Source organism: Streptomyces sp. NPDC001750 (genome assembly GCF_042892615.1).
Classification (GTDB): Bacteria; Actinomycetota; Actinomycetes; order Streptomycetales; family Streptomycetaceae; genus Streptomyces.
Map to the genome: position 1 here is coordinate 346,976 of NZ_JBIAUE010000005.1, position 24,203 is coordinate 371,178.

Annotated in this window: 22 protein-coding genes and 2 pseudogenes; 19 read left to right on the forward strand and 5 right to left on the reverse strand. The window is 71.3% G+C overall.

Translation table 11 applies throughout. The annotated features are described in order from the left end of the window. Positions 1–159 precede the first annotated feature (159 nt). Positions 160–2,448 (forward strand): glycosyl hydrolase family 18 protein, encoded by a 2,289-nt coding sequence (locus ACFYY6_RS11780; RefSeq protein WP_389192844.1) that lies wholly within the window; start codon positions 160–162, stop codon positions 2,446–2,448. A 92-nt stretch (positions 2,449–2,540) separates the two neighbouring features. Here the strand turns inward: ACFYY6_RS11780 and aceB are convergent, their stop codons facing one another. Together aceB and ACFYY6_RS11790 are read right to left on the reverse strand one after the other, a co-directional pair. After that, complete coding sequence (gene aceB / locus ACFYY6_RS11785; protein WP_389192846.1) at positions 2,541–4,160, reverse strand: malate synthase A; 1,620 nt, start codon at positions 4,158–4,160, stop codon at positions 2,541–2,543. 282 nt (positions 4,161–4,442) lie between these two features. Continuing rightward, positions 4,443–5,048 (reverse strand): NTP transferase domain-containing protein, encoded by a 606-nt coding sequence (locus ACFYY6_RS11790; RefSeq protein ID WP_389192849.1) that lies wholly within the window; start codon positions 5,046–5,048, stop codon positions 4,443–4,445. 282 nt (positions 5,049–5,330) lie between these two features. On the opposite strand from ACFYY6_RS11790, the gene ACFYY6_RS11795 reads away from it, so the two are divergent. Next, on the forward strand, positions 5,331–5,633 hold the full coding sequence (locus ACFYY6_RS11795) for a DUF5955 family protein (protein ID WP_351518626.1): 303 nt from the start codon (positions 5,331–5,333) through the stop codon (positions 5,631–5,633). 399 nt (positions 5,634–6,032) lie between these two features. Here ACFYY6_RS11795 and ACFYY6_RS11800 read toward each other — a convergent pair whose 3' ends face one another. Then, complete coding sequence (locus ACFYY6_RS11800) at positions 6,033–6,833, reverse strand: IclR family transcriptional regulator (protein ID WP_386609203.1); 801 nt, start codon at positions 6,831–6,833, stop codon at positions 6,033–6,035. 426 nt (positions 6,834–7,259) lie between these two features. On the opposite strand from ACFYY6_RS11800, the gene allB reads away from it, so the two are divergent. Both allB and ACFYY6_RS11810 read left to right on the forward strand, forming a co-directional pair. Further along, a complete protein-coding gene (allB, locus tag ACFYY6_RS11805; protein ID WP_389192852.1) occupies positions 7,260–8,651 on the forward strand; it encodes an allantoinase AllB in 1,392 nt (463 codons plus the stop codon). Between the two features lie 158 nt (positions 8,652–8,809). Continuing rightward, entirely contained in the window at positions 8,810–9,139 is a 330-nt protein-coding gene (locus tag ACFYY6_RS11810; protein ID WP_351523505.1) for a putative quinol monooxygenase, read from the forward strand. A gap of 114 nt (positions 9,140–9,253) precedes the next feature. Here the strand turns inward: ACFYY6_RS11810 and ACFYY6_RS11815 are convergent. Next, positions 9,254–9,385 (reverse strand): annotated as a pseudogene (locus ACFYY6_RS11815) (aldo/keto reductase); the annotation flags it as partial. Between ACFYY6_RS11815 and ACFYY6_RS11820 the strand changes: the two are divergent. Beyond that, positions 9,384–9,897, forward strand: a pseudogene (locus ACFYY6_RS11820) (hypothetical protein); the annotation flags it as partial. The pseudogenes ACFYY6_RS11815 and ACFYY6_RS11820 sit on opposite strands and share 2 nt — an antisense overlap. Before the next feature lie 14 nt (positions 9,898–9,911). Next, positions 9,912–10,331 (forward strand): PaaI family thioesterase, encoded by a 420-nt coding sequence (locus ACFYY6_RS11825; RefSeq protein WP_389192855.1) that lies wholly within the window; start codon positions 9,912–9,914, stop codon positions 10,329–10,331. Positions 10,332–10,385: 54 nt separating this feature from the next. Here the strand turns inward: ACFYY6_RS11825 and ACFYY6_RS11830 are convergent, their stop codons facing one another. Further along, positions 10,386–11,423, reverse strand: a complete 1,038-nt coding sequence (locus ACFYY6_RS11830; protein ID WP_389192858.1) for a Gfo/Idh/MocA family oxidoreductase — start codon at positions 11,421–11,423, stop codon at positions 10,386–10,388. A 189-nt stretch (positions 11,424–11,612) separates the two neighbouring features. Between ACFYY6_RS11830 and ACFYY6_RS11835 the strand changes: the two genes are divergently transcribed. The 13 genes from ACFYY6_RS11835 to ACFYY6_RS11895 all read left to right on the forward strand — a co-directional run bounded on the left by ACFYY6_RS11835 (position 11,613) and on the right by ACFYY6_RS11895 (position 24,201). After that, positions 11,613–12,371: a GntR family transcriptional regulator gene (locus ACFYY6_RS11835; protein ID WP_351523501.1), complete on the forward strand. Its 759-nt coding sequence runs from the start codon at positions 11,613–11,615 to the stop codon at positions 12,369–12,371. 478 nt (positions 12,372–12,849) lie between these two features. Then, positions 12,850–13,833: a sugar ABC transporter substrate-binding protein gene (locus ACFYY6_RS11840; protein WP_351628821.1), complete on the forward strand. Its 984-nt coding sequence runs from the start codon at positions 12,850–12,852 to the stop codon at positions 13,831–13,833. Then, positions 13,830–14,882, forward strand: a complete 1,053-nt coding sequence (locus ACFYY6_RS11845; RefSeq protein ID WP_351523497.1) for an ABC transporter permease — start codon at positions 13,830–13,832, stop codon at positions 14,880–14,882. Before ACFYY6_RS11840 ends, ACFYY6_RS11845 begins: the two co-directional genes overlap by 4 nt. Then, entirely contained in the window at positions 14,879–15,727 is an 849-nt protein-coding gene (locus ACFYY6_RS11850) for an ATP-binding cassette domain-containing protein (protein ID WP_351523495.1), read from the forward strand. Before ACFYY6_RS11845 ends, ACFYY6_RS11850 begins: the two co-directional genes overlap by 4 nt. Positions 15,728–15,872: 145 nt before the next feature. Continuing rightward, complete coding sequence (locus tag ACFYY6_RS11855) at positions 15,873–17,036, forward strand: ROK family glucokinase (RefSeq protein ID WP_351523493.1); 1,164 nt, start codon at positions 15,873–15,875, stop codon at positions 17,034–17,036. A 14-nt stretch (positions 17,037–17,050) separates the two neighbouring features. After that, on the forward strand, positions 17,051–17,638 hold the full coding sequence (locus ACFYY6_RS11860; protein WP_351523491.1) for a hypothetical protein: 588 nt from the start codon (positions 17,051–17,053) through the stop codon (positions 17,636–17,638). A 109-nt stretch (positions 17,639–17,747) separates the two neighbouring features. Beyond that, complete coding sequence (gene yhfZ / locus ACFYY6_RS11865) at positions 17,748–18,686, forward strand: GntR family transcriptional regulator YhfZ (protein WP_386609199.1); 939 nt, start codon at positions 17,748–17,750, stop codon at positions 18,684–18,686. A gap of 102 nt (positions 18,687–18,788) precedes the next feature. Continuing rightward, the gene (locus tag ACFYY6_RS11870; protein WP_388652138.1) at positions 18,789–19,163 is read left to right on the forward strand and encodes a transcriptional antiterminator; all 375 of its coding nucleotides are present in this window, start codon (positions 18,789–18,791) and stop codon (positions 19,161–19,163) included. A gap of 32 nt (positions 19,164–19,195) precedes the next feature. Next, entirely contained in the window at positions 19,196–19,555 is a 360-nt protein-coding gene (locus ACFYY6_RS11875; protein WP_351523486.1) for a DUF2620 domain-containing protein, read from the forward strand. 39 nt (positions 19,556–19,594) lie between these two features. Next, positions 19,595–20,944, forward strand: a complete 1,350-nt coding sequence (locus ACFYY6_RS11880) for a YhfT family protein (protein ID WP_351523484.1) — start codon at positions 19,595–19,597, stop codon at positions 20,942–20,944. Between the two features lie 23 nt (positions 20,945–20,967). Beyond that, positions 20,968–21,915: a phosphotriesterase gene (locus ACFYY6_RS11885; protein WP_351523482.1), complete on the forward strand. Its 948-nt coding sequence runs from the start codon at positions 20,968–20,970 to the stop codon at positions 21,913–21,915. Next, a complete protein-coding gene (locus ACFYY6_RS11890) occupies positions 21,908–23,032 on the forward strand; it encodes an aminotransferase class V-fold PLP-dependent enzyme (RefSeq protein WP_351523480.1) in 1,125 nt (374 codons plus the stop codon). Before ACFYY6_RS11885 ends, ACFYY6_RS11890 begins: the two co-directional genes overlap by 8 nt. Before the next feature lie 2 nt (positions 23,033–23,034). Then, positions 23,035–24,201 (forward strand): alanine racemase, encoded by a 1,167-nt coding sequence (locus tag ACFYY6_RS11895; protein WP_389192863.1) that lies wholly within the window; start codon positions 23,035–23,037, stop codon positions 24,199–24,201. The last annotated feature ends 2 nt before the right edge of the window (positions 24,202–24,203 follow it).

Below are 24,203 nucleotides of genomic sequence, written 5' to 3' on the forward strand. Positions count from 1 at the left end.
TCGCCCCCGTGCGGTGTCCGGCGCGCGCCCCCAAATGGTCTGTACCTATTGACGACTTGGTCCAGACCTTTTAGCTTCCCCCGTGCTCCATGGCACCAAGCACGTCTCCGCTCCCCTTCAGGACCGCCTCACCGGTCCCTGCCCCAAGGGAGATACACCATGTTCGAGCACCCGACCTCCAGAGGGAGAACGGCGACCGCCGCAGTCGCCGTCCTCGGACTCCTCCTCGCACTGCTGTCGTTGCAGGCCGCCCCCGCGCACGCGGCGGGCAAGCTGACGGCCACCTTCACCTCCGCCGACAACGGCTCGTGGTGGAAGGGGACGTACGTCCTGCACAACGACACCGACACCGCCGTCACCGGCTGGAGTCTCGAATTCGACCTGCCGGCCGGCGTCACGATCGACACCTCGTACAACGGCACCGTCACCACCCAGGGCAGCCACGTCACCGCGGGCAACGCCCACTACAACGGCACGGTCGCCGCGCACAACACGACCGAGCCGTACAGCTTCTGGTTCGTGGCCAAGGGCCCGGTCTCCGCGCCGACCGGGTGCCGGATCAACGGCGACAAGTGCGACGGGTCACCGGACGTGCCCCCGGGCACCCCCGGCGGGCTGAGGCAGACGGACGTCACCGCCCGCACCGCGTCGCTGTCCTGGACGGCTGCCGCGGCGGGCGACTTCCCCGTGGCCTCGTACGACGTCCTGGCGGGCGGCAAGGTGGTCGGCACCGCGACGGCGACGACCAGCACCACCGTCACCGGGCTCACCCCCGCCACCGCCTACTCCTTCACCGTCCGGGCCCGCGACACCCGCGGCAACACCTCCGCCGAGAGCGCGCCGCTGGCCGTCACCACCGTCGACCCGGCCACCGACACCTCCCCGCCGACCGCTCCGGGCTCGCTGCGCTCCACCACGGCCGACTCCTCCTCCGTCGCCCTGGCGTGGACCGCGTCGACCGACGACCAGCGGGTCGCCGCCTACGACGTCTACCGGGGCGGCGAACTCGCCACCACCGTCTCCGGCGCCACGACCACCGCCACCATCGGCGGGCTCTCGCCCTCGACCTCGTACTCCTTCACCGTCAAGGCCCGTGACGCCGCCGACAACGCCTCCCCGGCCAGCAACACCCTCACGGTGAAGACCGGCGACATCGTCGGCAAGGGCAAGTACGCCAAGGTCGGCTACTTCGTCCAGTGGGGCATCTACGGCCGCCAGTACTTCGTCAAGAACCTCCACGACTCCGGTGCCGCGGACAAGCTCGACATCATCAACTACTCCTTCGCCAACATCGATCCCACCAACCTCACCTGCCTGAACGGCGTCACCAAGGGCACCACCGCCGACCCCCAGGACCCCGACCAGGGCACCGGAGCCGGTGACGCCGACGCCGACTACGGCCGCCCGTTCAGCGCCGCCCAGTCCGTCGACGGTGTCGCGGACGACGGATGGGCCAAACTGCGGGGCAACTTCAACCAGTTGAAGAAGCTGAAGAAGCTCCACCCGAACCTCAAGATCGTGGTCTCGCTCGGAGGCTGGACGTACTCGAAGTACTTCTCCGACGTGGCGGCCACCGACGCCTCCCGCAAGAAGTTCGTCTCCTCCTGCGTCGATATGTATCTGAAGGGCAACCTGCCCGACTACAACGGCGCCGGCGGTCCGGGCACGGCCGCCGGGATCTTCGACGGCTTCGACATCGACTGGGAATGGCCGGGCACCGGCACCGGACACCCGGGCAACCACTACTCGCCGGACGACAAGGCCAACCTGACGCTGCTGCTCGCCGAGTTCCGCAAGCAGATGGACGCCCTCGGCGGCGGCCACCGGCTCCTCACCGCCTTCACGCCCGCCGACCCGCAGAAGATCGGCGAGGGCTGGGAGCTGGACAAGGTCTTCGACTCCCTCGACGTCGCCAATGTCCAGGGCTACGACTTCCACGGCTCCGGCAGCGACAACTCCTGGGAACCGAACCGCACCGGCCACCAGGCCAACCTCTACACCGACGAACAGGACCCGTACGACTTCCACTTCAGCGCCGACGCCGCCATCAAGGCGTACACGGACGCGGGAGTCGAACCCCGCAAACTGACCCTCGGCATCCCCTTCTACGGACGCGGCTGGCAGGGCGTCACGGACGGCGGGGTCGCGGGCGAATGGCAGTCCGCGGCAGGCGCGGCCCCCGGCCAGTTCGCGGAGGAGGCCGGAACGCGCGGCTACGCCAACCTCATCGGCGCCTACCCGGCGATGACGGTCCATCACGACGAACAGTCGGTCTCCACATACGGCTACACCGGCAGCCAGTGGTGGTCCTTCGACGACACCTGGTCCATCGGCAAGAAGACCGCGTACGTCAAGGACAAGGATCTGCTGGGCGTCATGATCTGGGAGATGTCCGGCGACACGCCGCAGGGCACGCTGCTCAACGCGGTCGACTCCGGGCTGAAGTAGCGGACGGACGCGACACGGTCTCCCGGATCCGACGGCTCCGGGAGACCGGTCCCTGCACACCGCCCGCGCCGCCGACGACGCGGCGGCGCGGCTCAGCGCAGCCGCTCGTACGCGGGCAGGGTCAGGAAGTCCGCGTAGTCCTGGTCCAGGGCGACCTGGAGCAGCAGGTCGTGGGCCTGCTGCCACTGCCCGGCGGCGAAGTCCTCCTCGCCGATCTCGGCGCGGATCGCGGCGAGTTCCTCGACGGCGACCCCGCGGGCCAGCTCCGCGGTGGCCCGCTCGCCGTTCTCGAAGACCACGCCCGCGTTGATCCACTGCCAGATCTGCGAGCGCGAGATCTCCGCGGTGGCCGCGTCCTCCATCAGGTTGAAGATGGCGACCGCGCCCAGGCCGCGCAGCCACGCCTCGATGTAGCGGATGCCGACCGCGACGGCGTTGCGCAGGCCGTCGTAGGTGGGCCTGGCGTCCAGGGTGCCGATGGCGATCAGGTCGCCCGCGGCCACCGACACGTCCTCGCGCAACCGGTCCTTCTGGTTCGGCCTCTCGCCGAGGACCGCGTCGAAGGAGGCCATGGCGATCGGGACCAGGTCCGGGTGGGCGACCCAGGAGCCGTCGAAGCCGTCGCGGGCCTCACGGTCCTTGTCCGCCTTGACCTTTTCGAAGGCCACCTTGTTGACCTCCGTGTCCCGGCGCGACGGAATGAACGCCGCCATGCCGCCGATGGCGTGCGCACCGCGCTTGTGGCAGGTGCGGACGAGGAGTTCGGTGTACGCGCGCATGAACGGGGCCGTCATCGTCACCGCGTTGCGGTCGGGGAGGACGAACTCGGCCCCTGCGTCACGGAAGTTCTTGACGATGGAGAAGAGGTAGTCCCAACGGCCCGCGTTCAGCCCGGAGGCGTGGTCGCGCAGTTCGTACAGGATCTCCTCCATTTCGTACGCGGCGGTGATCGTCTCGATGAGGACGGTGGCGCGGACCGTGCCCTGCGGGATGCCGACGTAGTCCTGGGCGAAGACGAAGACGTCGTTCCAGAGGCGCGCCTCCAGATGGGACTCGGTCTTCGGGAGGTAGAAGTACGGACCCTTGCCGAGGTCGACGAGGCGGCGGGCGTTGTGGAAGAAGTAGAGGCCGAAGTCGACCAGCGCGCCCGGCACCGGGGTGCCGTCCAGCTGGAGGTGACGCTCGTTCAGGTGCCAGCCGCGCGGGCGGGTGACGACGGTGGCGAGTTCGTCGGCGGGCTTCAGCGCGTACGACTTGCCGGTGCTCGGGTCCGTGAAGTCGATGGAGCGGGTGTAGGCGTCGATCAGATTGAGCTGGCCGAGGATCACGTTCTCCCACGTCGGGGCGGACGCGTCCTCGAAGTCCGCGAGCCAGACCCGGGCGCCGGAGTTCAGGGCGTTGATGGTCATCTTGCGGTCGGTCGGACCAGTGATCTCCACACGGCGGTCCTCCAGCGCGGCGGGGGCCGGTGCGACCCGCCAGGTGTCGTCCCCGCGGATCGCCGCCGTCTCGGGCAGGAAGTCCAGCGTGGAGGTGCGGGCGATCTCGGCCCGGCGCTCGGCGCGGCGGGCGAGCAGCTCGTCGCGGCGGGGCGTGAACCGGCGGTGCAGCTCCGCCACGAACGCGAGGGCCGCGTCGGTCAGGACCTCGGACTGCCTGGGCAGGGGCTCGGCGTCGACGATGGCCAGCGGTGACGGCGCTGGTGTGGACATGAGCTGTCACTCCTTCAGCGGGCGGTGCGGACGGCGCCACGGTCGCCGGTCGGCCGGCACGGCATGGCGTGCCGGGGTTCCGGGACGTGAGTGCGGGGTGCCTTGCGGAAAGCAGATGGCTTCTGGTCTATGGATATTAGATTCCTCATAGTGGAAGTTCAATGGCTTGTTGATGTCGAGTGTCCGGCGCGGCAGAAGTCGCCGGGCGGTGACGCGGAGTGCCGCCGTCGCCCAGTCCCTCACGCCTCGGCGTTCACTTTCGTGTGCCTCAGGGGTGATTTCTCACGCGAGATGTCTCAGGTCCTCCGGGCCGTCGATGTCGTACGCCTCGGCGACGTCGGAACACTCGACGAGCCCGAGTGCGTCGCGGTGCGCCCGCAGGTACGAGCGCGCGCCCCGGTCGCCCGCCGCCTCCGCCGAGACATCCGTCCATCGGTCGGCCCCGATCAGCACCGGATGACCGCGCTCGCCGCCGTACGCGGCCGCGACGAGACCGGCGCGGGAGCGGCAGGCGGACCGCACCCGGGCCACCGCCTCCGGGCCGATGCCCGGCTGGTCGACCAGGAGCACCAGGGCCGCGTCGGCGTCCGTGGCGGCGAGGGCCCCGAGCCCCGCCCGCAGCGACGAGCCCATGCCCTCCGTCCACCCGGGGTTGACGGTCACCGTGCACCCGGTGAGGTCGGCCCGCTCGCGTACCTCGTCGGCCGCGGCGCCCAGCACCACGTGCACGCGGTCGCAGCCGCCCGCCCGCAGCACCCGCACCATGTGCTCCACCAGGGGACGGCCGCGGTGTTCGAGCAATGCCTTGGGGCGCCCGCCGAGTCGGCGCCCGCCGCCCGCGGCGAGCAGCAGCCCCGCGACCACCGGGGCCCGATCTGTTCGATTCATGCCGAGTTCCTACCCCGGACGCGGTGCCTCGGACGCGCCGGGACGCGCGAGTGGCGGGTGGGGCGGGCAGGGTGGAACAGGAGTGCGATGACCTGGTGCGGCGGGGTCTACACCGCGCCGCGCGGATCACCCGTACGGGACCCCTGGATTCTGTCCGCGGAGTGGCGCACGACACCTTTCATGGCGTTAACTTGCGGGAACCCCCGGAGACTTGGCCGCGATCCGGGACCCGGTCGGACACTGGCACACGGACGTGCGAGGGGGAGTGCTTTGTTGCGAAGCGTGGGACAGGCGCGGGTGACGAGCAGCGGTGAGGACCCGAGGGTGACGGAGCTGCGTACGGCCGTCTCCCGACTCCGCAGGGAGCTGGCGGGACACCCCGCGGAATTCCCCGACCGGGGGATCGCCGAGGACGAGCTGGCGGCCCTGGATGCGATGGCGATCAGTGGTGAGCCCGAGATCCCGCGGCTGCGGCGTTCGCTGCTGCTGATCGCGGGGGCGATCGGATCGGTCAGCGCGCTGGCCTCCGCTCTCCGGGACGTGCGCGTCGCCGTGGACCTCTTCGGCGAACCCCCGCGGGGCTGATCGCACGAGCGGAGCCCCGGCCGATGCGGAGCGTCGGCCGGCCGGGCGGAACGCGTGCCGAGCGAGGGGCGGGCGACGGGGGCGGGGTCGGCCGACGCCCGGCCCCTGGTCGCGTACTCGGCCCGGCCGCCGTGCTGGACCTCCTGGTCACGCCGCCCCGGTGGAGGTCGACGGCGACCGTGCTGGTGACGCACGATCGCACCCCTCTGGATCGCGCGGACCGCACCGGCGAAATGCACGACGGGCGGCTGACGGTTCCCGCGCCGGCCTGAGGGGACGGTTGTCCGTACGACCGTGGGGCTCCGAAACCATCGGGCCCCACCGCCTCTTCGCCATCCGGCCACGACTGGAACCGGGCCCCGGGCCTCCCTCGTGGCCCCGCCCGCTCCGGCGTCCCGCTCAGCCCGAGGAACCGGTGCCCGCCAGGGCGTCGGACAGATCCCTCGCGGCCTGCTGGAGGACCGGCACGATCCGCTCCGTCGCCGCCTCCGTCACCCGGCCCGCCGGACCCGAGATCGAGAGCGCGGCGGCGGTGGGGGAGTCGGGGACGGACACCGCCAGGCAACGCACCCCGATCTCCTGCTCGTTGTCGTCCATCGCGTAGCCGACCCGGCGGACCTGGTCCAGCGCCTCCAGGAAGGCCTCCGGAGAGGTGATCGTCTTCTCGGTGGCGGCCGGCATCCCGGTACGGGCGAGCAGCGCCCGTACCTCCTCCGGGGACGTGTGCGCCAGCAGCGCCTTGCCGACGCCCGTGGAGTGAGGGAGCACACGTCGGCCGACCTCGGTGAACATACGCATCGAGTGCTTGGACGGCACCTGTGCCACGTACACGACCTCGTCGCCGTCGAGCATCGCCATGTTCGCGGTCTCGCCGGTCTCCTCGACCAGCCGGGCGAGATACGGGCGGGCCCAGGTGCCGAGCAGCCGGGACGCGGACTCGCCGAGCCGGATCAGCCGGGGGCCGAGCGCGTACCGCCGGTTCGGCTGCTGGCGCACGTATCCGCAGAGGACCAGTGTGCGGACCAGCCGGTGGATCGTCGGCAGCGGCAGTCCGCTGCTCGCGGAGAGCTCGCTCAGCCCGACCTCGCCCCCGGCGTCGGCCATCCGCTCCAGCAGATCGAAGGCGCGTTCGAGGGACTGCACACCGCCGCTGGAGGCGGCAGGCTTGGAGTCGGATGTGCTGGCGTGGGACGGCGGCACGTCAACGGTCCTTTCGGGACGGAAAAGCGGGTGCCTCGCCTGGGCGAGGCACCCCGCAGCCTACCGGGCGGCCCCCGATCGGCCCACCGCTCCCGGTACGGCGTCCTGGCCGGTCAGAGGCCGTTTGCCCCGGTCTCGTGATCACGGTGGGGCGGTGGTGCGGTCGTTCCGTTCGCGTCGCGAGGTGTTCCGCTTTCCGGGACGCCAGTTTCGAACTGCGGAAATTTTCGGGGGTTGCGGGCGTGCGGGCGATGGTCGGTGCGCGCGGCGGGGCATGGTCTTGACGGGGTCGGATCCCGCATGAAGACTCCTTCAACAGTTCGTTGAATTTCTTGGTGGCCGCGGGATCGGAGCCGAGCCGGAGCCGGGCGTGACCGAGCCGGAGCCGGGCCGACGCCGGGCCGGAGCGAGAAGCGAGGAGCACGGGTGTCCGGTGCGGACGTGAAGGCGGACGTGAATCTGGTGCTGCGCTCGACGCGCGTCGTGACCCCGGACGGGACGCGTCCCGCGTCGGTCGCCGTCTCCGGCGGGACCATCGACGCCGTCCTGCCTCACGATGGCGAGGTGCCCGTCGGCGCCCGGCTGGAGGACCTCGGCGACGACGTCCTGCTGCCTGGCCTGGTCGACACACACGTCCACGTGAACGATCCCGGCCGTACCGAGTGGGAGGGCTTTCGCGCAGCCACCCGGGCCGCGGCGGCGGGCGGCATCACCACCCTGATCGACATGCCGCTCAACTCCCTCCCGCCGACCACCACCGTCGGGCACCTGCGCACCAAACGGCGGGTGGCCGCGCCCGAGGTGCACGTCGACACCGGGTTCTGGGGCGGGGCCGTCCCGTCCAACGTGCGGGACCTGCGTCCGCTGCACGAAGCCGGGGTCTTCGGGTTCAAGTGCTTCCTCTCGCCCTCCGGCGTCGACGAGTTCCCGGAGCTCGACCAGGAGCAGCTGGCCCGCTCCCTGGCCGAGATCGCCGGATTCGGCGGCCTGCTCATCGTGCACGCCGAGGACCCGCGCCACCTGGATGCCGCCCCGATGCGCGGGGGACCCGCGTACGCCGACTTCCTGGCCTCGCGGCCCCGCGACGCCGAGAACACCGCGATCGAGGCGCTCATCACCTTCGCGCGGCGGTTCGACGCCCGGGTCCATGTCCTTCATCTGTCCTCCGCCGACGCGCTGCCGATGATCGCCGCCGCCCGGCGCGACGGGGTGCGGGTCACCGTCGAGTCGTGCCCGCACTTCCTCACCCTCACCGCCGAGGAGGTCCCGGACGGTGCGACGGAGTTCAAGTGCTGCCCCCCGATCCGGGAGGCCGCCAACCAGGACGCGCTGTGGGCGGGGCTGGCCGACGGGACGATCGACTGCGTGGTGTCCGACCACTCCCCGTGCACCGCCGACCTCAAGACCCCGGACTTCGCCTCCGCGTGGGGCGGCATCTCCTCCCTCCAGCTGGGCCTCCCCGTCATCTGGACCGAGGCCCGCAGACGGGGCCACTCGCTCGACGACGTGGCCCGCTGGATGTCGGCCGCCCCCGCCGAGTTGGCCGGGCTGACCCGCAAGGGCGCGATCGAGCCGGGCCGCGACGCGGACTTCGCGGTGCTCGCCCCGGACGAGACCTTCACCGTCGACCCCGCCCGGCTGTTCCACCGCAACCAGGTCACCGCCTACGCCGGCAGGACCCTGTGCGGTGTCGTGCGGTCGACCTGGCTGCGCGGTGCGCGGATCGCGGCGAACGGCGTTCTCGCCGAACCCACGGGCCGCCTCCTGGAAAGGGAGGGCAGGCAGGACCGGCAGGGCAGGCCGGAAGGGAACGGCTGACCACGACGGCGGATGCCGGGCGGGACGTCGCCCCGCCCGGCCGTGGCGCCTGCTGGACCGTGACGCCTCGTCCGGTCGTCACGCGTTGCCCGGCCGTGACGCCTCGTCCGGCCGCGCCTGACGAGTCGATGCTGATTAACGTATGCGAACATGACGTCATGATCTTTATCGCCGTGAAATTCACCGTGCGCAGCGACGAGCGCGACAACTGGCTGCCCGCTGTCGAGGACTTCACCCGCGCCACCCGGGCGGAGCCGGGCAATGTGTTCTTCGAGTGGTCGACCAGCGTCGAGAACCCGGACCAGTTCGTCCTGCTGGAGGCGTTCGCCTCTCCCGAGGCCGGGGAGGCCCATGTGAAGTCGGAGCACTTCACGGCCGCGATGGACCGGATGGCGGATCTCGTCGCAGCGACCCCGGAGATCATCAATGTCGAGGTGCCGGGCGAGGGCTGGTCCCGGATGGCGGAAGTCACCCCGCGCTCGCGGTGAGCCGATGCCGGTGATCCGGCCTCGGTGAACCGGCGCCGGCGCGCCCGCCGGGAGTTCCCCCGGGCCTCTCGACGTACCGCGCCGCCGCCGCCCGGTCCGGTTCCCGGCTCCTCGGAACTCCTCGTGGACCTCGGGGTCCCCTCCGTAGCGTCGCTGCGGCCCGGCGGAGACGCGGGCCGGCTCGTCTGCGGTGAGTTCGAATCCGAACAGGTCCAGGTTCTCGTGCTGCCGTCCCGGATCTGCCGACGAACTCCTCGACGCGATGGTTCCCGCGGGGCGCGCCGATCTCGTGGACGCGCACGCCTTCCCGCTGCCGATGACCGTGATCTGCGAGCTGATCGGTGTGCCGGACCTGGACCGCAACGTCTTCCGTCGGCTGTCGAACGCCATCGTGACCCCGGCCACGCCCGATCAGGAGCGCCAACGACCTGATGAGTGCGCTCGTCAGGGACCCGCGACGAGGAGGGGGACGCGCTGTCGCCCGAGGAACTCTTCGGTATGGCCTTCCTGTTGTTGGTCGCCGGGCACGAGACGACCGTCAACCTCATCTGCTGTCCCGAGCCGGACCGTTTCGACTTCTGTCGTAGACCCAGGGGTATCTGGCCTTCGGCCACGGCTCCCCGTTCTGTCCGGCGGCGTCACTGGCCCGGACGGAGGGTCGGATCGCGATCCGTACGCTGCTGCAACATGCCCCGGCCTCGCGCTGGCTTCTCGGCATGTTGATCCGCGGGATCCGGTCCCCGCTCGTCCGCTGGTGAGAGAGGATTCCGTCATGACCGAACTCGATCTGAACATGGCGCGCAAGGTTCTCGAGAGTCAGCCGTTCAGCGGGCTCGTGGGGGCAAGGATCACCGCCTTCGGGTCCGGCGCCGCCACGCTCGAAGTGGACATGCGCCAGGAACTCCGGCAGCAGAACGGCTTTCTGCACGGTGGCGTCCTGGCCTACGCGGCCGACAACTCGATCACCTTCGCCGCCGGGACGACCCTCGGCCCGGCCGTACTGACCGGCGGCTTCTCCATCCAGTACGTGCGGCCCGCCACCGGTCGCACCCTGGTCGCCAGCGCGGAGGTCGTGCACACCGGACGGCGGCAGGCCGTGGTCCGGTGCGAACTGCTCGCGGTGGGGGAGGACGGGGCGGCGACGCTCTGCGCGGTCGCCCAGGGCACGGTACTCTCCGCCAAGCAGGGGTGACTGCGCGTCACATAGGCGTATGAAAGAGGAGAGTTGGCGCCCCGGGGCGGCGTTTCACCTGGGGGCGCCGCCCTCGGTCCGGTCGGCCGTCCTGTCGGACACCTCCGCGATCGCCACGGGGCGCCGCTCCCTGCGGGACACCTCGCACGCCTCCGCGATCAGCAGCGCGTGCCATGCCTCCCTGCCGTCGCACGGGTTGGGCAGCTCGCCGCGCACCAGCCGTACGAACGCGTCCAGTTCCGCCTCGTACGCCGGGGCGAACCGCTCCAGAAAGCCCGGCCAGGGGTTCGGTGGCGCGGCGGGGCCCAGCGGTTCCGCCGACGTGACCGGTGTGCGGTCGTCCAGCCCGACCGTGATCTGCCCCTTTTCACCCGCCAGTTCCATGCGTACGTCGTAGCCGGCGCCGTTGCAGCGGGTGGCCGTCGCCGTGGCCAGGGTGCCGTCGTCGAGGGTCAGCAGCGCCGCCGCCGTGTCCACGTCACCGGCCGCCCGGAACATCGCGGGCCCGGCGTCCGACCCGACGGCGTACACCTCCGTCACCTCACGGCCCGTCACCCAGCGCAGCATGTCGAAGTCGTGCACCAGGCAGTCCCGGTACAGCCCGCCGGAGAGCGGCAGATACCCGGCGGGAGGCGGTGCCGGGTCCATGGTCGTCGCCCGCACGGTGTGCAGCCGGCCCAGCGCCCCCGAGCGCACCGCCTCGCGCGCCGTGCCGTACCCCGCGTCGAACCTGCGCATGAAGCCCATCTGGAGGACGCTCCCCGCCCGCTCCACCTCGCGCAGCGCGCCGAGCGTCCCCGGCAGACCGAGTGCGATCGGCTTCTCGCAGAACGCGGGGAGCCCCGCCCGCGCGGCCCGCCCGATCAGCTCCGCGTGCGACGACGTGGCCGAGGCGATCACCACGGCGTCCACCCCCGCGCCGAACACCTCGTCGGCGCCGTCCGCGCGCTTCGCGCCGAGGTGGTCGGCGACCCGTGCGGCGCGCGCCTCGTCGGTGTCGGTCACCACCAGGGCGTCCACCCCCGGGTGGCGGGCCAGCACACCCGCGTGGAAGGAGCCGATCCGGCCGGTGCCGATGAGTCCCATGCGCATGGACCCAACGTGCCGCCCACCCGTGACGCTGTCAACCGTATGTCAGGACAACAGCACAACAGCGTGACAGGGCGACAGGGCACCGGGGCAGCAGGACGCCACGACGACCGGATGCCACGACGACAGAACGACGTGACGACAGAACGACATGACTACCGGAGGTTCTGACGTCGGCGTTACCCTCCACGCGTGTCCAAACCCACCGCCGACCCCGCCGCACTCGAACTCGGCGTGGACCGCACGAGCCCGGTCCCCCTGTACCACCAACTGGCCCAGCAGCTGGAAGCGGCCGTCGAGGAGGGCCGACTCGCCCCCGGCACCCTTCTCGGCAACGAGATCGACCTGGCCTCCCGGCTCGGCCTGTCCCGGCCCACCGTCCGCCAGGCCATCCAGTCACTCGTCGACAAGGGGATCATGGTCCGCCGCCGGGGCGTCGGCACACAGGTCGTGCACAGCGAGGTCGGGCGCCCGCTCGAACCGAGCAGCCTGTACGACGACCTGGAGGCCGCGGGCGGACACCCCACGACCCGCGTGCTGCGCAACACGGTGGAGCCCGCCGGTCCCCGGGTCGCCGACGTCCTCGGCGTCGCGGAGGGCAGCGACGTCCACCTCGTCGAGCGGATCCGGTACGCGTACGACGAACCGCTGGCCCTCCTGCGTAACCACCTGCCGCCCGGAACCGTCGACCTGGACACCGCGCGGCTGGAGAGCACCGGCCTCTACCGGATGCTGCGCGGCGCCGGCATCGCCATGCACAGCGCCCGCCAGTCCATCGGCGCCCGCCCGGCCACCGCGGAGGAGGCCGCCGTGCTCGCCGAGACCGAAGGGGCTGTCCTGCTCACGATGGAACGCACCACCTTCGACGACACCGGGCGGGCGATCGAATGCGGGTCCCACCTCTACCGGGCTTCGCGGCACTCCTTCGACTTCCAGCTGCTCGTACGGTGACGGCGTCCCCCGGTTCGCCCGTCCGGTGACAGCTGCTCCCGGCCGGCTCGTACGGTGACGACCGTCACGCCGGGGGCGCCGCCCGCGGGCGCCAGGCCGGCCTCCCGGCAACGGCCGATCGCCGTCGGGCGGATCACCGACGACCGTCACGCGGACCGTTGACGCCGGGGCGGCCCGCCGCTACAACTGCCCTCAGGGCGACCGGACACCCGCGCCTTCCGGCCCGTCCGCCGCCGGTACCACGTACCACCGCGGGAGAGAGCCCACCGAGCACCGCACCCGAAGATCCTCTCGCGGCCCGCACCGCACACCCCGCGCCGACGCCCGTCCCCCGCCCTGCCGGGCGGTCCCGTCGTCGACTCGGGGATACTTGGCCAGCCGGGCCGGGGGCGACATGCCTCCGGCCGACCACAGGGCACAGCGAGCAGCACAAGAAGGGCACGGCGTCGTGGCAAGGGTTCGGACAGGGGTACGTGCGATGGGCGCCGTGCTTGCGGCGGTGCTCGCGGCCTCCCTCGCGGGATGCAGCAGCACCGGTGGCAAGCGGGCGGAGGAGCGCGCGGCCCGGGCCGCCGCCGAGGGCCGCGCCGCGGTGGACACGCCCCGCTGGACCTTCGCCATGGTCACCCACTCCGGTGACGGCGACACCTTCTGGGACATCGTCCAGAGAGGCGCCGAGCAGGCGGCCGTCAAGGACAACATCAAGTTCCTGTACTCGCACCACGACGAGGCCCAGCAGCAGGCTCAGCTGGTCCAGGCCGCCATCGACCAGAAGGTCGACGGGCTGATCGTCACGCTCGCCAAGCCCGATGCGATGAAGGACGTCGTCGCCAAGGCCACCCGGGCCGGGATCCCGGTGATCACGGTGAACTCGGGCTCCGCCGAGTCCAAGCGGTTCGGCGCCCTCACCCACGTCGGCCAGGACGAGTCCATCGCGGGCGAGGCGGTCGGCGACGAGCTGAACGCGCGCGGTCGCAAGAAGGCCCTGTGCATCCTGCACGAGCAGGGCAACGTCGGCCACGAACAGCGCTGTGCCGGGGCGAAGAAGACCTTCGACGGACAGATGCAGAACCTGTACGTCGAGGGCACCAACATGCCCGACGTCCAGGCGTCCATCGAGGCCAAGCTCCAGGCCGACAAGAGCATCGACGCGGTCGTCACCCTCGGGGCGCCGTTCGCGGACGCCGCAGTGAAGGCGAAGAAGACCGCGGGCAGCGCGGCCGAGATCGACACGTTCGACCTCAACGCCAAGGTCGCCACCGCCCTGGAGGACAAGACCCTCGGCTTCGCCGTCGACCAGCAGCCCTACCTCCAGGGGTATGAGGCCGTGGACCTGCTCTGGCTGTACCGCTACAACGGCGACGTGCTCGGCGGCGGGCGCCCGGTCCTCACCGGTCCGCAGATCATCACCGAGAAGGACGCCGCCGCGCTCGCCCCGTACACGAAGCGGGGGACCCGATGAGCGTCGCCGCGGATCCGGCCGCCCCGGCGGGCCCCGACGAACGGCTGCTGCGCACCTCCCCGCTGCGCAGGCTCCTCGGCCGTCCCGAACTCGGCTCGGTCGTCGGCGCCGCTGCCGTGTTCGTCTTCTTCGCGCTCGTCGCCGACAGCTTCCTGCGCGCCTCCAGCCTCGGCACGGTGCTGTACGCGGCCTCCACCATCGGGATCATGGCCGCCCCGGTGGCGCTGCTCATGATCGGCGGCGAGTTCGACCTGTCCGCCGGGGTGCTGGTCACCAGCTCCGCGCTGGTCTCGTCGATGTTCAGCTACCAGATGACCGCCAACGTCTGGGTCGGCGTCCTCGTGTCGTTGCTGGTCACGCTCGCCATCGGTGCGTTCAACGGCTTCATGCTGACCCGTACGAAACTGCCGAGCTTCATCATCACGCTCGGCACGTTCCTGATGCTGACCGGCCTGAACCTCGGCTTCACCAAGCTGATCAGCGGAACCGTGTCGACGAAGACCATCGGAGACATGGAGGGCTTCGATTCGGCCCGCCGGGTCTTCGCCTCGCAGTGGACCATCGGCGGCGTCGAGTTCAAGGTCACGATCCTGTGGTGGGCCGTGCTCGTCGCGATCGCCACCTGGATCCTGCTACGCACCCGTTTCGGGAACTGGATCTTCGCCGTCGGCGGCGAGGCGGACGCGGCCCGCGCGGTCGGCGTCCCGGTGATCCGCACCAAGATCGGGCTCTACCTCGGGGTCGCCTTCGCCGCCTGGGTCTCCGGGCAGCACCTGCTGTTCTCGTACGACGTGGTGCAGTCCGGCGAGGGCGTCGGCAACGAACTGATCTACATCATCGCCGCGGTCATCGGCGGCTGCCTGATCACCGGCGGCTACGGCTCCGCGATCGGCTCCGCGGTCGGCGCCGTCATCTTCGGCATGACCAGCAAGGGCATCGTGTACGCGGAGTGGAACCCGGACTGGTTCAAGTTCTTCCTCGGAGCCATGCTGCTCCTGGCCACCCTGCTCAACGCATGGGTACGCAAGCGAGCGGAGGCGACGAAATGACGGCCCCCCTGGCACCGGCTGGCCGGGAGACGACCCGCCGGGCACTCGTCGAGCTGGACCACGTCAGCAAGTTCTACGGCAACATCAAGGCGCTCACCGACGTCTCGCTGGAGGTCCACGCGGGGGAGATCTCCTGCGTGCTCGGTGACAACGGCGCCGGCAAGTCCACCCTGATCAAGATCATCGCGGGGCTGCACCGGCACGACGCGGGCAGCTTCCTGATCGACGGCGAACAGACCGTCCTCGTCAACCCGCGCGACGCCCTCGACCGCGGCATCGCCACCGTCTACCAGGACCTGGCCGTCGTCCCGCTCATGCCGGTCTGGCGGAACTTCTTCCTCGGCTCCGAGCCGACGACCGGCGCGGGCCCCTTCAAACGCCTCGACGTACGGCTGATGCGCGAGACGACCCGCACCGCACTGCTGCGCATGGGCATCGACCTGCGCGACGTCGACCAGCCGATCGGCACCCTCTCCGGCGGCGAGCGCCAGTGCGTCGCCATCGCGCGGGCCGTCCACTTCGGCGCCAAGGTCCTCGTCCTGGACGAGCCCACCGCCGCGCTCGGCGTCAAGCAGTCCGGGGTCGTCCTCAAGTACGTCGCGGCCGCCCGTGACGCCGGTCTCGGCGTGGTCCTCATCACGCACAACCCGCATCACGCGTACCTCGTCGGCGACCGTTTCGTCCTGCTCAAGCGGGGCGCCATGGCCGGCAGCCACACCCGGGAGAGCATCACGCTGGACGAGCTGACCCGCCAAATGGCAGGCGGCAGCGAGCTGGAGGAGCTCAGCCACGAGCTGGAACGGGCGACGGAACCGGGCCGTCCGCAGGGGCCGGACCAGCCGTAGGACCGCGTCCGCGGTGGACGGACCCCCGGCGGGCGCGCCGTCCGGCGCCGTCCCGGGGGTCCGGGCAGTGGCAGAATCGAGGCCGACGGGCGCAGTCCGCCGCCGGGGGAGCACCCGCCCCCGGCCCCCCGACCCCGCAGGGACGATGAGCACGTACCGCGACTTCACCCACCGCGGCTCCGCCCGCGCCACCGTCCTGCGGACCGTGGGCACCCGCGAGCGCCGCTCGCACCTCACCGCGCCGAGAGTGCCCACCGTCGGCATCGACATCGGCGGTACGAAGGTGATGGCCGGCGTCGTCGACGCCGACGGCAACATCCTGGAGCAGCTGCGCGCCGAGACGCCGGACAAGTCCAAGAGCCCCAAGGTCGTCGAGGACACCATCGTCGAGCTGGTCCTGGACCTCTCCGACCGGCACGACGTGCACGCCGTCGGCATCGGGGCGGCCGGCTGGGTCGACGCGGACCGTTCCAAGGTGCTGTTCGCCCCCCACCTCGCCTGGCGCGACGAACCGCTGCGCGACGCCCTCGCCTCCCGCCTCGTCGTCCCCGTCATGGTCGACAACGACGCCAACACGGCCGCCTGGGCGGAGTGGCGCTTCGGAGCGGGCCGGGGCGAGGACCACCTCGTCATGATCACGCTCGGCACCGGCATCGGCGGCGCGATCCTGGAGGAGGGGCGGGTCAAGCGCGGCAGGTTCGGGGTCGCCGGGGAATTCGGTCACATGCAGGTGGTGCCCGGCGGACACCGCTGCCCGTGCGGGAACCGCGGCTGCTGGGAGCAGTACAGTTCCGGCAATGCCCTCGTCCGCGAGGCCAAGGAGCTGGCCGCCGCAGACTCACCGGTGGCGCACGGCCTCATCGAGCGCGTCAAGGGCAACATCCCCGACATCACCGGACCGCTCATCACCGAACTGGCCCGCGAGGGCGACGCGATGTGCGTCGAGCTCCTCCAGGACATCGGCCAGTGGCTCGGCGTCGGCATCGCCAACCTGGCCGCCGCGCTCGACCCCTCCTGCTTCGTCATCGGGGGCGGCGTCAGCGCCGCCGACGACCTGTTGATCGGCCCCGCCCGGGACGCCTTCAAGCGACACCTCACCGGCCGCGGCTACCGCCCCGAGGCCCGCATCGCCAAGGCACAGCTCGGCCCGGAGGCGGGTATGGTCGGCGCCGCCGACCTCGCCCGGCTGGTGGCCCGCAGATTCCGCCGCACCAACCGGCGCCGGGTCGAACGGTACGAGCGGTACGCACAGATCTACGACCAGGCCGCGAGCACCATCCGAAACACCCGCAGCACCCGCACCTCCTAGGGATCGCCACAGACATGACCGCAGCCGAACACGTCGTCCTGCCGCGCCAGTCCCCGCCTCCCGACGACAAGCCGCCGCAGGACCGGCGCCGGACGATCCGACGTCGTCTGATCACCGCGACCATCATCGTGCTGCTCATCGGCATCCCGGCCGGCTATCTGCTGATCTCCGCCGGGCAGAGCCGCCGAGCGGGCCAGAACAAGGAGGCCGAGGCGGCGGCGCAGGGGCTCCAGGAGGGCTGGCCGTCCCGGTTGCAGCGCCGGATCTACGAGCTGCCGATGCCGGGCAATTCGCTGGACGTCCAGTACTACGAGACCAACAACTGGAAGGTCAGCCGGCTGTACGTGGAGTTCCGCACCACCTCCGCCGGACTCGACCGGTTCCTGAGCCGGCTGGGCAGCGGCCGCGCCGCGCTGGAGCCGGGCAAGGTGACCATCGACGCGCGCGACCAGCAGATCTCCGGGTGGAGCTTCGGCCCCGGCGTCCAGTGGGCGGGCACCACGCACACCAACGAGGGCCCGCGGCCCACCCAGGACATCACCGTGAACATGGCCGACCCGATGAACCCCGTCGTCTACGTCGTGTCCGCGGCGATCCCCTGATCCGGCCCAGCCCGGCCCCGCCTGCCGACGCGCCGCCGGGCGGACCTCGACTCGCACAGGTCCCGGGCCCCTCTAGGCAAAAATCAGAATACTGGTTACTGTCCTGTTCGTGAACGGTATCGACGAGCGCCTCCTGACGCGGAACGGCCTGGCTGCCCGGCAGCTCGCGGTGTCACTGCTCGATCACGAGGAGGACACCCGGCTGCCGCGCCTGCGCGACCTGGCGGATGAGCTGGGAGTGGGCAACGGCACGGTCCAGGCGGCCTTCCATCTGCTGGAGGAAGCGGGCGCGATCAAGACGGTCGCCCGTGGACACCTGGGCACCTTCCTCGTGCATGCCGATCGTGCCGTCCTGTGGCGGCTGGCCGGGCTCGGTACCCTGCTGGCCGCGATGCCGCTGCCGTACTCGCGCCGCTACGAGGGGCTGGCCACGGGCTTGCGCGCGGCGTTCGAACAGGCCGGAGCGCCGTTCGCGGTCACCTTCATGCGCGGCGCTCACTCCCGTGTCTCCGCGCTGTTGGAGGGCAAGGTCGACCTGGTGGTGCTTTCGCGTTTCGCAGCGGACCGGCTGATGTCCGAGCACTCGCTCGAGCTGGTCGCCGACCTGGGGTCGGCCACCTACGTCGGCGCGCATGGTGTCCTGGTGCGCGGTGGCGTCGACCTTGCCTCTCCGGGGCTGCGGGTCGCGGTCGACCGCAGTTCCGAGGACCTCGAGCTGCTCGCTGAGCGCATGTTCGCCGGACGCGCGGACGTGCGCTGGGTGGAGGCTTCCTACATGCAGCTGCGGGACCTGTTCGCCCGTGGCGAGGTGGACGCCAGCGTGTGGAACCTCGACGAGGTGCAGGGCCGGATGGGTGACGGGGTCGACGCCCTGCCGTTGGACGGCGAGATCACCCGCGAGCTGTCCCTGCGTAACTCCTGTGCGGCGATCGTCGGCCGGGCCGGCGTGACCCGGACCCTGAGTGTGGTGCGCAAGGCCCTCGACATCGGCCTGGTGACGACGATTCAGGACGAGGTGCTGCGCGGCGAGCGCATCCCCTCCTACTGACCGCGTCAGACTCCCGCATCACGGGGAACCGACGCATGCACCGATGATCCAGAATCCCGGTTACTGCTGAATGGGCAGTGGTCATGAAAGGACCAAGCGCAGATGGAAGAACGGCTTGCACTGCGGTTGCAGTTGTTCCGCGACGGTGGCCAGGTCGAGTCGCGAGTCGTCGACTTCGTCGCCGGCGAACTCGACGTGTTGGCGGCCGGCGGACAGGTTGTCACCGAGGGCACCGCCGGGATGCTGACCAGCCATCTCGTGATGGCGCTCACCCGCCTGTTGAACGGCGAGGCCATCGAGCAGTTCCTCACCGACGAGCAGGTGGCGGCCGAGCTGGCCGGACACCCCGAGGCCGTGGCCGGGGCCCGCGCCATGGCCGAGCGGGCCCGGGCGGTGCTGGGCGCGGCCCTGCCCGAGTCCGAGATCAACTTCCTCGGCATGCACCTCGCCGCTCTGGCGCAGCGCTCACACGTCTGACCCACCCCGAGCACGGAAGGCAACAAAAGATCATGAAGAAGATCCTCACCGGCGGCGTCGGCAAGGCCGAGGTCGCGCGGACCATCACCGCGATGGCCGTCGACGGCGTCGAGGTCGCCGTCTCCAACGACATGGACGCCGCGATGAAGCTGCGCGCGGGCCAGGCCGACTACTTCCTGGGAACTTGCCACACCGGTGCCGGCGCATCGCTCGGCGTGCTGGTCGGCCTGATGGGCAGGAAGGCCTGTCACACCTTCGGGCGTTCCGTGCCCAGCGAGGACGAGGTCGCCGCGCTGCTGGCGGGTGGCACCAAGGTCTTCGGTTTCAGCATGGACCAGATCGACACCGTCGCCCCGGTGATCACCCGTGCCATCGCCGCGCACTCCGGCTGACCGGCCCCACTTCAGAGCGGTAGGACAAGGGAGTCACCGTTGAGTTCGTATCTCGCCGCGGACAGCACCAGCCTCAGCTTCTCGCTGCCGCAGGAACTCGTCGTCATCGTCCTGTGCGCGCTGACGGCCTTCATCGCCCACCAGGCGCTGGCAGTCTTCAATGACGGGGTCCGGCCCTTCCTCCTCGACTTCATTCGCGGTGAGAGCACGCGCAGCGCCACGACCGCGGTCTCGTTCGGACTGTCCGCCGGGTTCATCTTCGGCCTCGGCGCGCCGATGGCGCTGTCCACCGGCGTGCTCAACCCGTGGCTGCTCTTCCTGCCCACCGACATCCTCGGCATCCTCGCGCCGAGGAAGTGGCTGGCGCCGATCCTCGGCGCGGCTTGGGGCGCCGTCGTGGTCTTCGGGCTCGGCGGGGCCAACACTCTCGCGCACCGTCTGCCGGTCGACTTCCTGACGGCCTTGCAGCAGATGTCGACGCCGATCCTGTTCCTGTTCGCGCTGTTTCCCGTGCTCGCCATCACCAAGCAGTTCGGCAGGCTGCGCGGCGGCATAGCGGGCGTGGTCGAACTGGCCCTGGTCGTCGCCACCATGAAGCTGTGGCCGAAGGTGTTCGCGGGCTCGATCGCGATGGCGGTCGGCGTGCTGATGCTGATCGGCTTCGCCGCCTCCCGCGACATCCGGCAGCGCCGGGCCGAGAAGGCCGACCGTGCCGCCGTCGCCGCGGCCGGTCCGGCCGCCGACGACGATCCGATGGCGTCGCTGTTCGGTGCGAGCGCGGCCCGGCTGCGCAGGCACCTGCCGTTGTTCATGGTGCTTGGCGCGGGCGTGTGCCTGCTGGCCCAGATGCACGTCTTCGGCGGCGGCGAGGCCACCAGCTTCCTGATCGCCAAGCACGACTACAGCGCGGCGGCCCAGGTCGACTTCTATCGCGTCTTCGGCTTCATCCCGCTGATCGCGACGACCGCCCTGGCCTCCGGCGCATACGGCATCGCGGGCTTCACCCTGGTCTACCCGATCGGCTACCTGATGCCGAATCCGTGGCTGGCCTTGATCTGCGGCGCGCTCGTCTTCGCCGCCGAGGTGCTGCTGCTTTCACGGCTGGGCCGGCTGCTGAGCGCGTTCCCGTCGGTCCGAGACAGCTCGGAGCACCTGCGCAGCGCGATCAGCGACACCCTCGGCCTGGCGATCCTCTTCGGCTCCCTCATGGCCGCCAACACCATGGGCGGCGGGCTCGGCATCCTCGTCGTCGGCGGGCTGTACCTGCTGAACGAGGCCATGGGCCGGCCGGTGGTCCGCATGGCCGCCGCACCCGCCGCGGTGGTCGTCGGCGGCATCGTCCTCAACGTCCTGTACTGGCTGCACCTGTTCACCCCGATCAAGGCCTGAACGGGCATCTGGAAGGCACCTGCATGCACACCATTCGGACCGTCACCGGTCCACTCGACCCCTCCAGCATCACCGGCCCCGTCCTCGCCCACGAGCACATCGCCCTCGACCTGCGCCGCGACAGCGACCACGAGGCCGTGCTCGACGCCCGGCACACCGAACCGGTCACCGGCGAACTCACCGCTCTGCGTGAGGAGTTCGGACTGTCGCTGGTGATCGAGCAGACCTGCCGGGGCATGGGCCGCGACACGGACGCGCTGGCCCGTATCTCCGCGGCGTCCCGGGTCGCGGTGGTCGCGGCCACCGGCTGGTACTACGAGCCGTTTCACCCGGACGAGGTGGGCGGGGCCGGTGTCGAGCAGCTCACCGACTCACTCGTGCGGGACATCGAGCAGGGCGTTGGCACCACCGGGATCCGCCCCGGCGTGATCGGCGAGGTCGGCAGCCACGGGGAGCACCCGAGCGAGCCGGAACGGCGGACACTCGCCGCCGCCGCCCGCGCCGCCGTCCGCACCGGGCTGTCCCTGGCCACCCACGCCCACCTCGGCGTGGGCGGCCCGGCCCAGCTCGACCTGCTCACCGCCGAGGGCCTGGCCCCGCACCGGGTGGCCGTCGGCCATCAGGACCTGCTCGACGACCCGGCCGTGCACCGCCGTCTCGCGGCCGAGGGCGCGTACGTCTCCTTCGACACCGTCGGCAAGAACAGCTACCAGAGCGACGCGACCCGGCTGCGGCTGCTGCTGGCGCTGATCGAGTCCGGGCACGCCGACCGGGTGTTGCTCTCCTGCGACGTCTCCCGCCACGGCTACCTGACCGGCGAGGGCGGCACCGGCTACGGCCACCTGTTCCGCTCCTTCCTGCCCGGGCTGCGCGCGGCAGGCATCGACGCGGACCTGATCGACCTGATGACCCGTCGCAACCCGTTGCGCTTTCTGACCGGCGCCGACACGCAGGAGAAGCCCGATGCCTAGCCCGGGGCGGCGGCTGCCGCAGACCTTCCCGCTGCCGACCGTGCCGTTGGCCGACGCCGTCGCCAAGCAGTTCCGGCTGCTGGAGTGCACCGCCCGCCACTTCGAGGGCGAGCAGCTGTTCGCAGCCGATGCGGGCGTCGTGCCCGGGCTGGGCCGTCCGCGTACGACCGCGCGCGTGGAGGCCGTCCTCGCCGACTTCCTCGGCTCCGAGGCCGCCGCCCTCGTCCAGGGCGCGGGCACCGGCGCGATCCGGGCCGGGCTGACCGCCGCGCTCGACGCCGACACCGAGCTGCTGATCCACAGCGCGCCCGTCTACCGCACCACCCAGGTGACATTGCGCGGCCTCGGCGTGCGCACCGTCGCCGTCGACTTCAACGACCCGCACGCCCTGGAGGACGCGTTGGCGTCCGGACGGTTCGCCTGGGCGTATGTCCAGCACACCCGGCAGCGGCTGGCCGACCGCTACGACCCGGGCGAGGTCCTGGCGGCCTGCCGGGCGCACGGGGTGCGGACCGTCGTCGACGACAACTACGCGGTGATGCGCGTTCCGGCGTGCGGGGTCGAGCTGGGCGCGGACGCCTCCTGCTTCTCGCTGTTCAAGCTGCACGGCCCCGAAGGCGTCGGCGTAGTGGCCGGATCCCGGGATCTGGTGGACCGGGTCCACGCCGACAACTACTCGGGCGGCGGCCAGGTCCAGGGCCACCAGGCACTGGACGCGCTGCGCGCTCTCACCCACGTGCCGGTGCTGTGGTCCGTCCAGTCCCAGGTGAGCACGGAGGTCGCCGAGCGGCTGGCCTGCGGCGAGGTGGACGGCGTCGCCGAGGTCCGGATCGCCAACGCCCAGGACCGCTGCCTGCTGGTCCGTCTGGCCCGGCCCGTGGCCCGGGAACTGCCCGCCGTCGCGGCCCGGTACGGTGCCGCGCCCTATCCCGTGGGCTCCAACTCCCGCTACGAGATCGCCCCGCTCTTCTACCGGATGTCCAGTTCGAGCCTCGACGACGTCCCCGAGCTCGCCGACTGGACGATCCGCATCAACCCCATGCGCGCCGGCGCGGACCTGGTGCTGGACATCCTGCGCCGCTCGCTCGCCGACCTGCACCAGCCCAAGGACGACTGACCGTGTTCCTCGACACCGTGCTGGCTCGTAACCCGGAACTGGTGGAAACGGCCGCCGTGTTGCACCGGAGCGGCGCGATCCCGCCCGACACCTACGTCATGGACCTCGACACCGTCGAGGCCAACGCGCGGCTGCTCGCGGCCGAAGCCGAACGGCTGGGCCTGACGCTGTGGTTCGTGGCCAAGCAGTTCGGCCGCAATCCCGAGCTGATCCGGGCGATCGCCCGGCACATCCCGAAGTTCGCAGCCATCGACGCGCCGGAGGCGCGGATCCTGCACGCGGCCGGTGCGCAGGCCGGAAATCTGGGACACCTGGTGCAGATCCCCGGCCGGTCGCTTCAGGAGATGCTCGCCTGGCGTCCGGAGACCGTGACCGTCTACGACGTGGCCAACGCGGAGGCGGTGAGCCGGGCGGCGCAGCGGCTCGGATTCGTCCAGCACCTGCTGGTCCGGCTCCAGGGCGCGCCGGGCGCGGTCTACCCGGGGCAGGAGGGCGGCGTCCCGCTGGAGAGGCTGGACGATTTCGCGGAGCGGGTGGAGCGGCTGCCGGGCGTACGGATCGCGGGTGTCACGGCCTTCCCGTGCGTGCTGTGCGCCCCGGACACCGGCGAGCCGGAACCCACCGCGAACCTGCCGCTGGCCCTGGCCGCGCGCGACCGGCTCGCCGCGCGCGGACACCGCGACCTGAAGCTGAGCGCGCCGAGCGCCAGCTCGGTGGCCACGCTGCCGCTGCTGGCGCGGCACGGCGCCACCCACGCCGAGCCCGGCCACGCGCTGACCGGTACCACTCCGCTGCATGCGGTCGACCCGCGCCAGAGCGAGCGCCCGGGCTACGTCTACATCAGCGAGGTGGCGCACACCCTCGCCGACGGCCGGCCGGCCGTCCACGGCGGCGGCTTCTACCCCCGTGCCAGGATCAAGGACGCGTTCCTGCCGCGCTCCGGGGTGCGGCTGGCCGTGCACGACGCGCCCGCCGAGAACATCGACTACTACCGGCTGCTGGAAGCGCCCGCGACGCCGAGCGACGCCGGGCTCGGCGACACGGCGGTCTTCGCCTTCCGCACCCAGATCTTCGTCACCCGCAGCAACGTCGCCGTCGTCGCCGGACTGTCGTCCGGCACGCCCCGGCTGTGCGGCCTGTACGACGCCCTGGGCCGGGCCCTCGACTAAGG

Bases quoted from the DNA above. Each gene is read 5' to 3' on its own strand.
- ACFYY6_RS11780 (WP_389192844.1), top strand. From the start codon at position 160: ATGTTCGAGCACCCGACCTCCAGAGGGAGAACGGCGACCGCCGCAGTC.
- aceB (WP_389192846.1), bottom strand. From the start codon at position 4,160: ATGTCCACACCAGCGCCGTCACCGCTGGCCATCGTCGACGCCGAGCCC.
- ACFYY6_RS11790 (WP_389192849.1), bottom strand. From the start codon at position 5,048: ATGAATCGAACAGATCGGGCCCCGGTGGTCGCGGGGCTGCTGCTCGCC.
- ACFYY6_RS11810 (WP_351523505.1), top strand. From the start codon at position 8,810: ATGATCTTTATCGCCGTGAAATTCACCGTGCGCAGCGACGAGCGCGAC.
- ACFYY6_RS11825 (WP_389192855.1), top strand. From the start codon at position 9,912: ATGACCGAACTCGATCTGAACATGGCGCGCAAGGTTCTCGAGAGTCAG.
- ACFYY6_RS11830 (WP_389192858.1), bottom strand. From the start codon at position 11,423: ATGCGCATGGGACTCATCGGCACCGGCCGGATCGGCTCCTTCCACGCG.
- ACFYY6_RS11840 (WP_351628821.1), top strand. From the start codon at position 12,850: ATGGGCGCCGTGCTTGCGGCGGTGCTCGCGGCCTCCCTCGCGGGATGC.
- ACFYY6_RS11845 (WP_351523497.1), top strand. From the start codon at position 13,830: ATGAGCGTCGCCGCGGATCCGGCCGCCCCGGCGGGCCCCGACGAACGG.
- ACFYY6_RS11850 (WP_351523495.1), top strand. From the start codon at position 14,879: ATGACGGCCCCCCTGGCACCGGCTGGCCGGGAGACGACCCGCCGGGCA.
- ACFYY6_RS11855 (WP_351523493.1), top strand. From the start codon at position 15,873: ATGAGCACGTACCGCGACTTCACCCACCGCGGCTCCGCCCGCGCCACC.
- ACFYY6_RS11860 (WP_351523491.1), top strand. From the start codon at position 17,051: ATGACCGCAGCCGAACACGTCGTCCTGCCGCGCCAGTCCCCGCCTCCC.
- ACFYY6_RS11870 (WP_388652138.1), top strand. From the start codon at position 18,789: ATGGAAGAACGGCTTGCACTGCGGTTGCAGTTGTTCCGCGACGGTGGC.
- ACFYY6_RS11875 (WP_351523486.1), top strand. From the start codon at position 19,196: ATGAAGAAGATCCTCACCGGCGGCGTCGGCAAGGCCGAGGTCGCGCGG.
- ACFYY6_RS11885 (WP_351523482.1), top strand. From the start codon at position 20,968: ATGCACACCATTCGGACCGTCACCGGTCCACTCGACCCCTCCAGCATC.
- ACFYY6_RS11890 (WP_351523480.1), top strand. From the start codon at position 21,908: ATGCCTAGCCCGGGGCGGCGGCTGCCGCAGACCTTCCCGCTGCCGACC.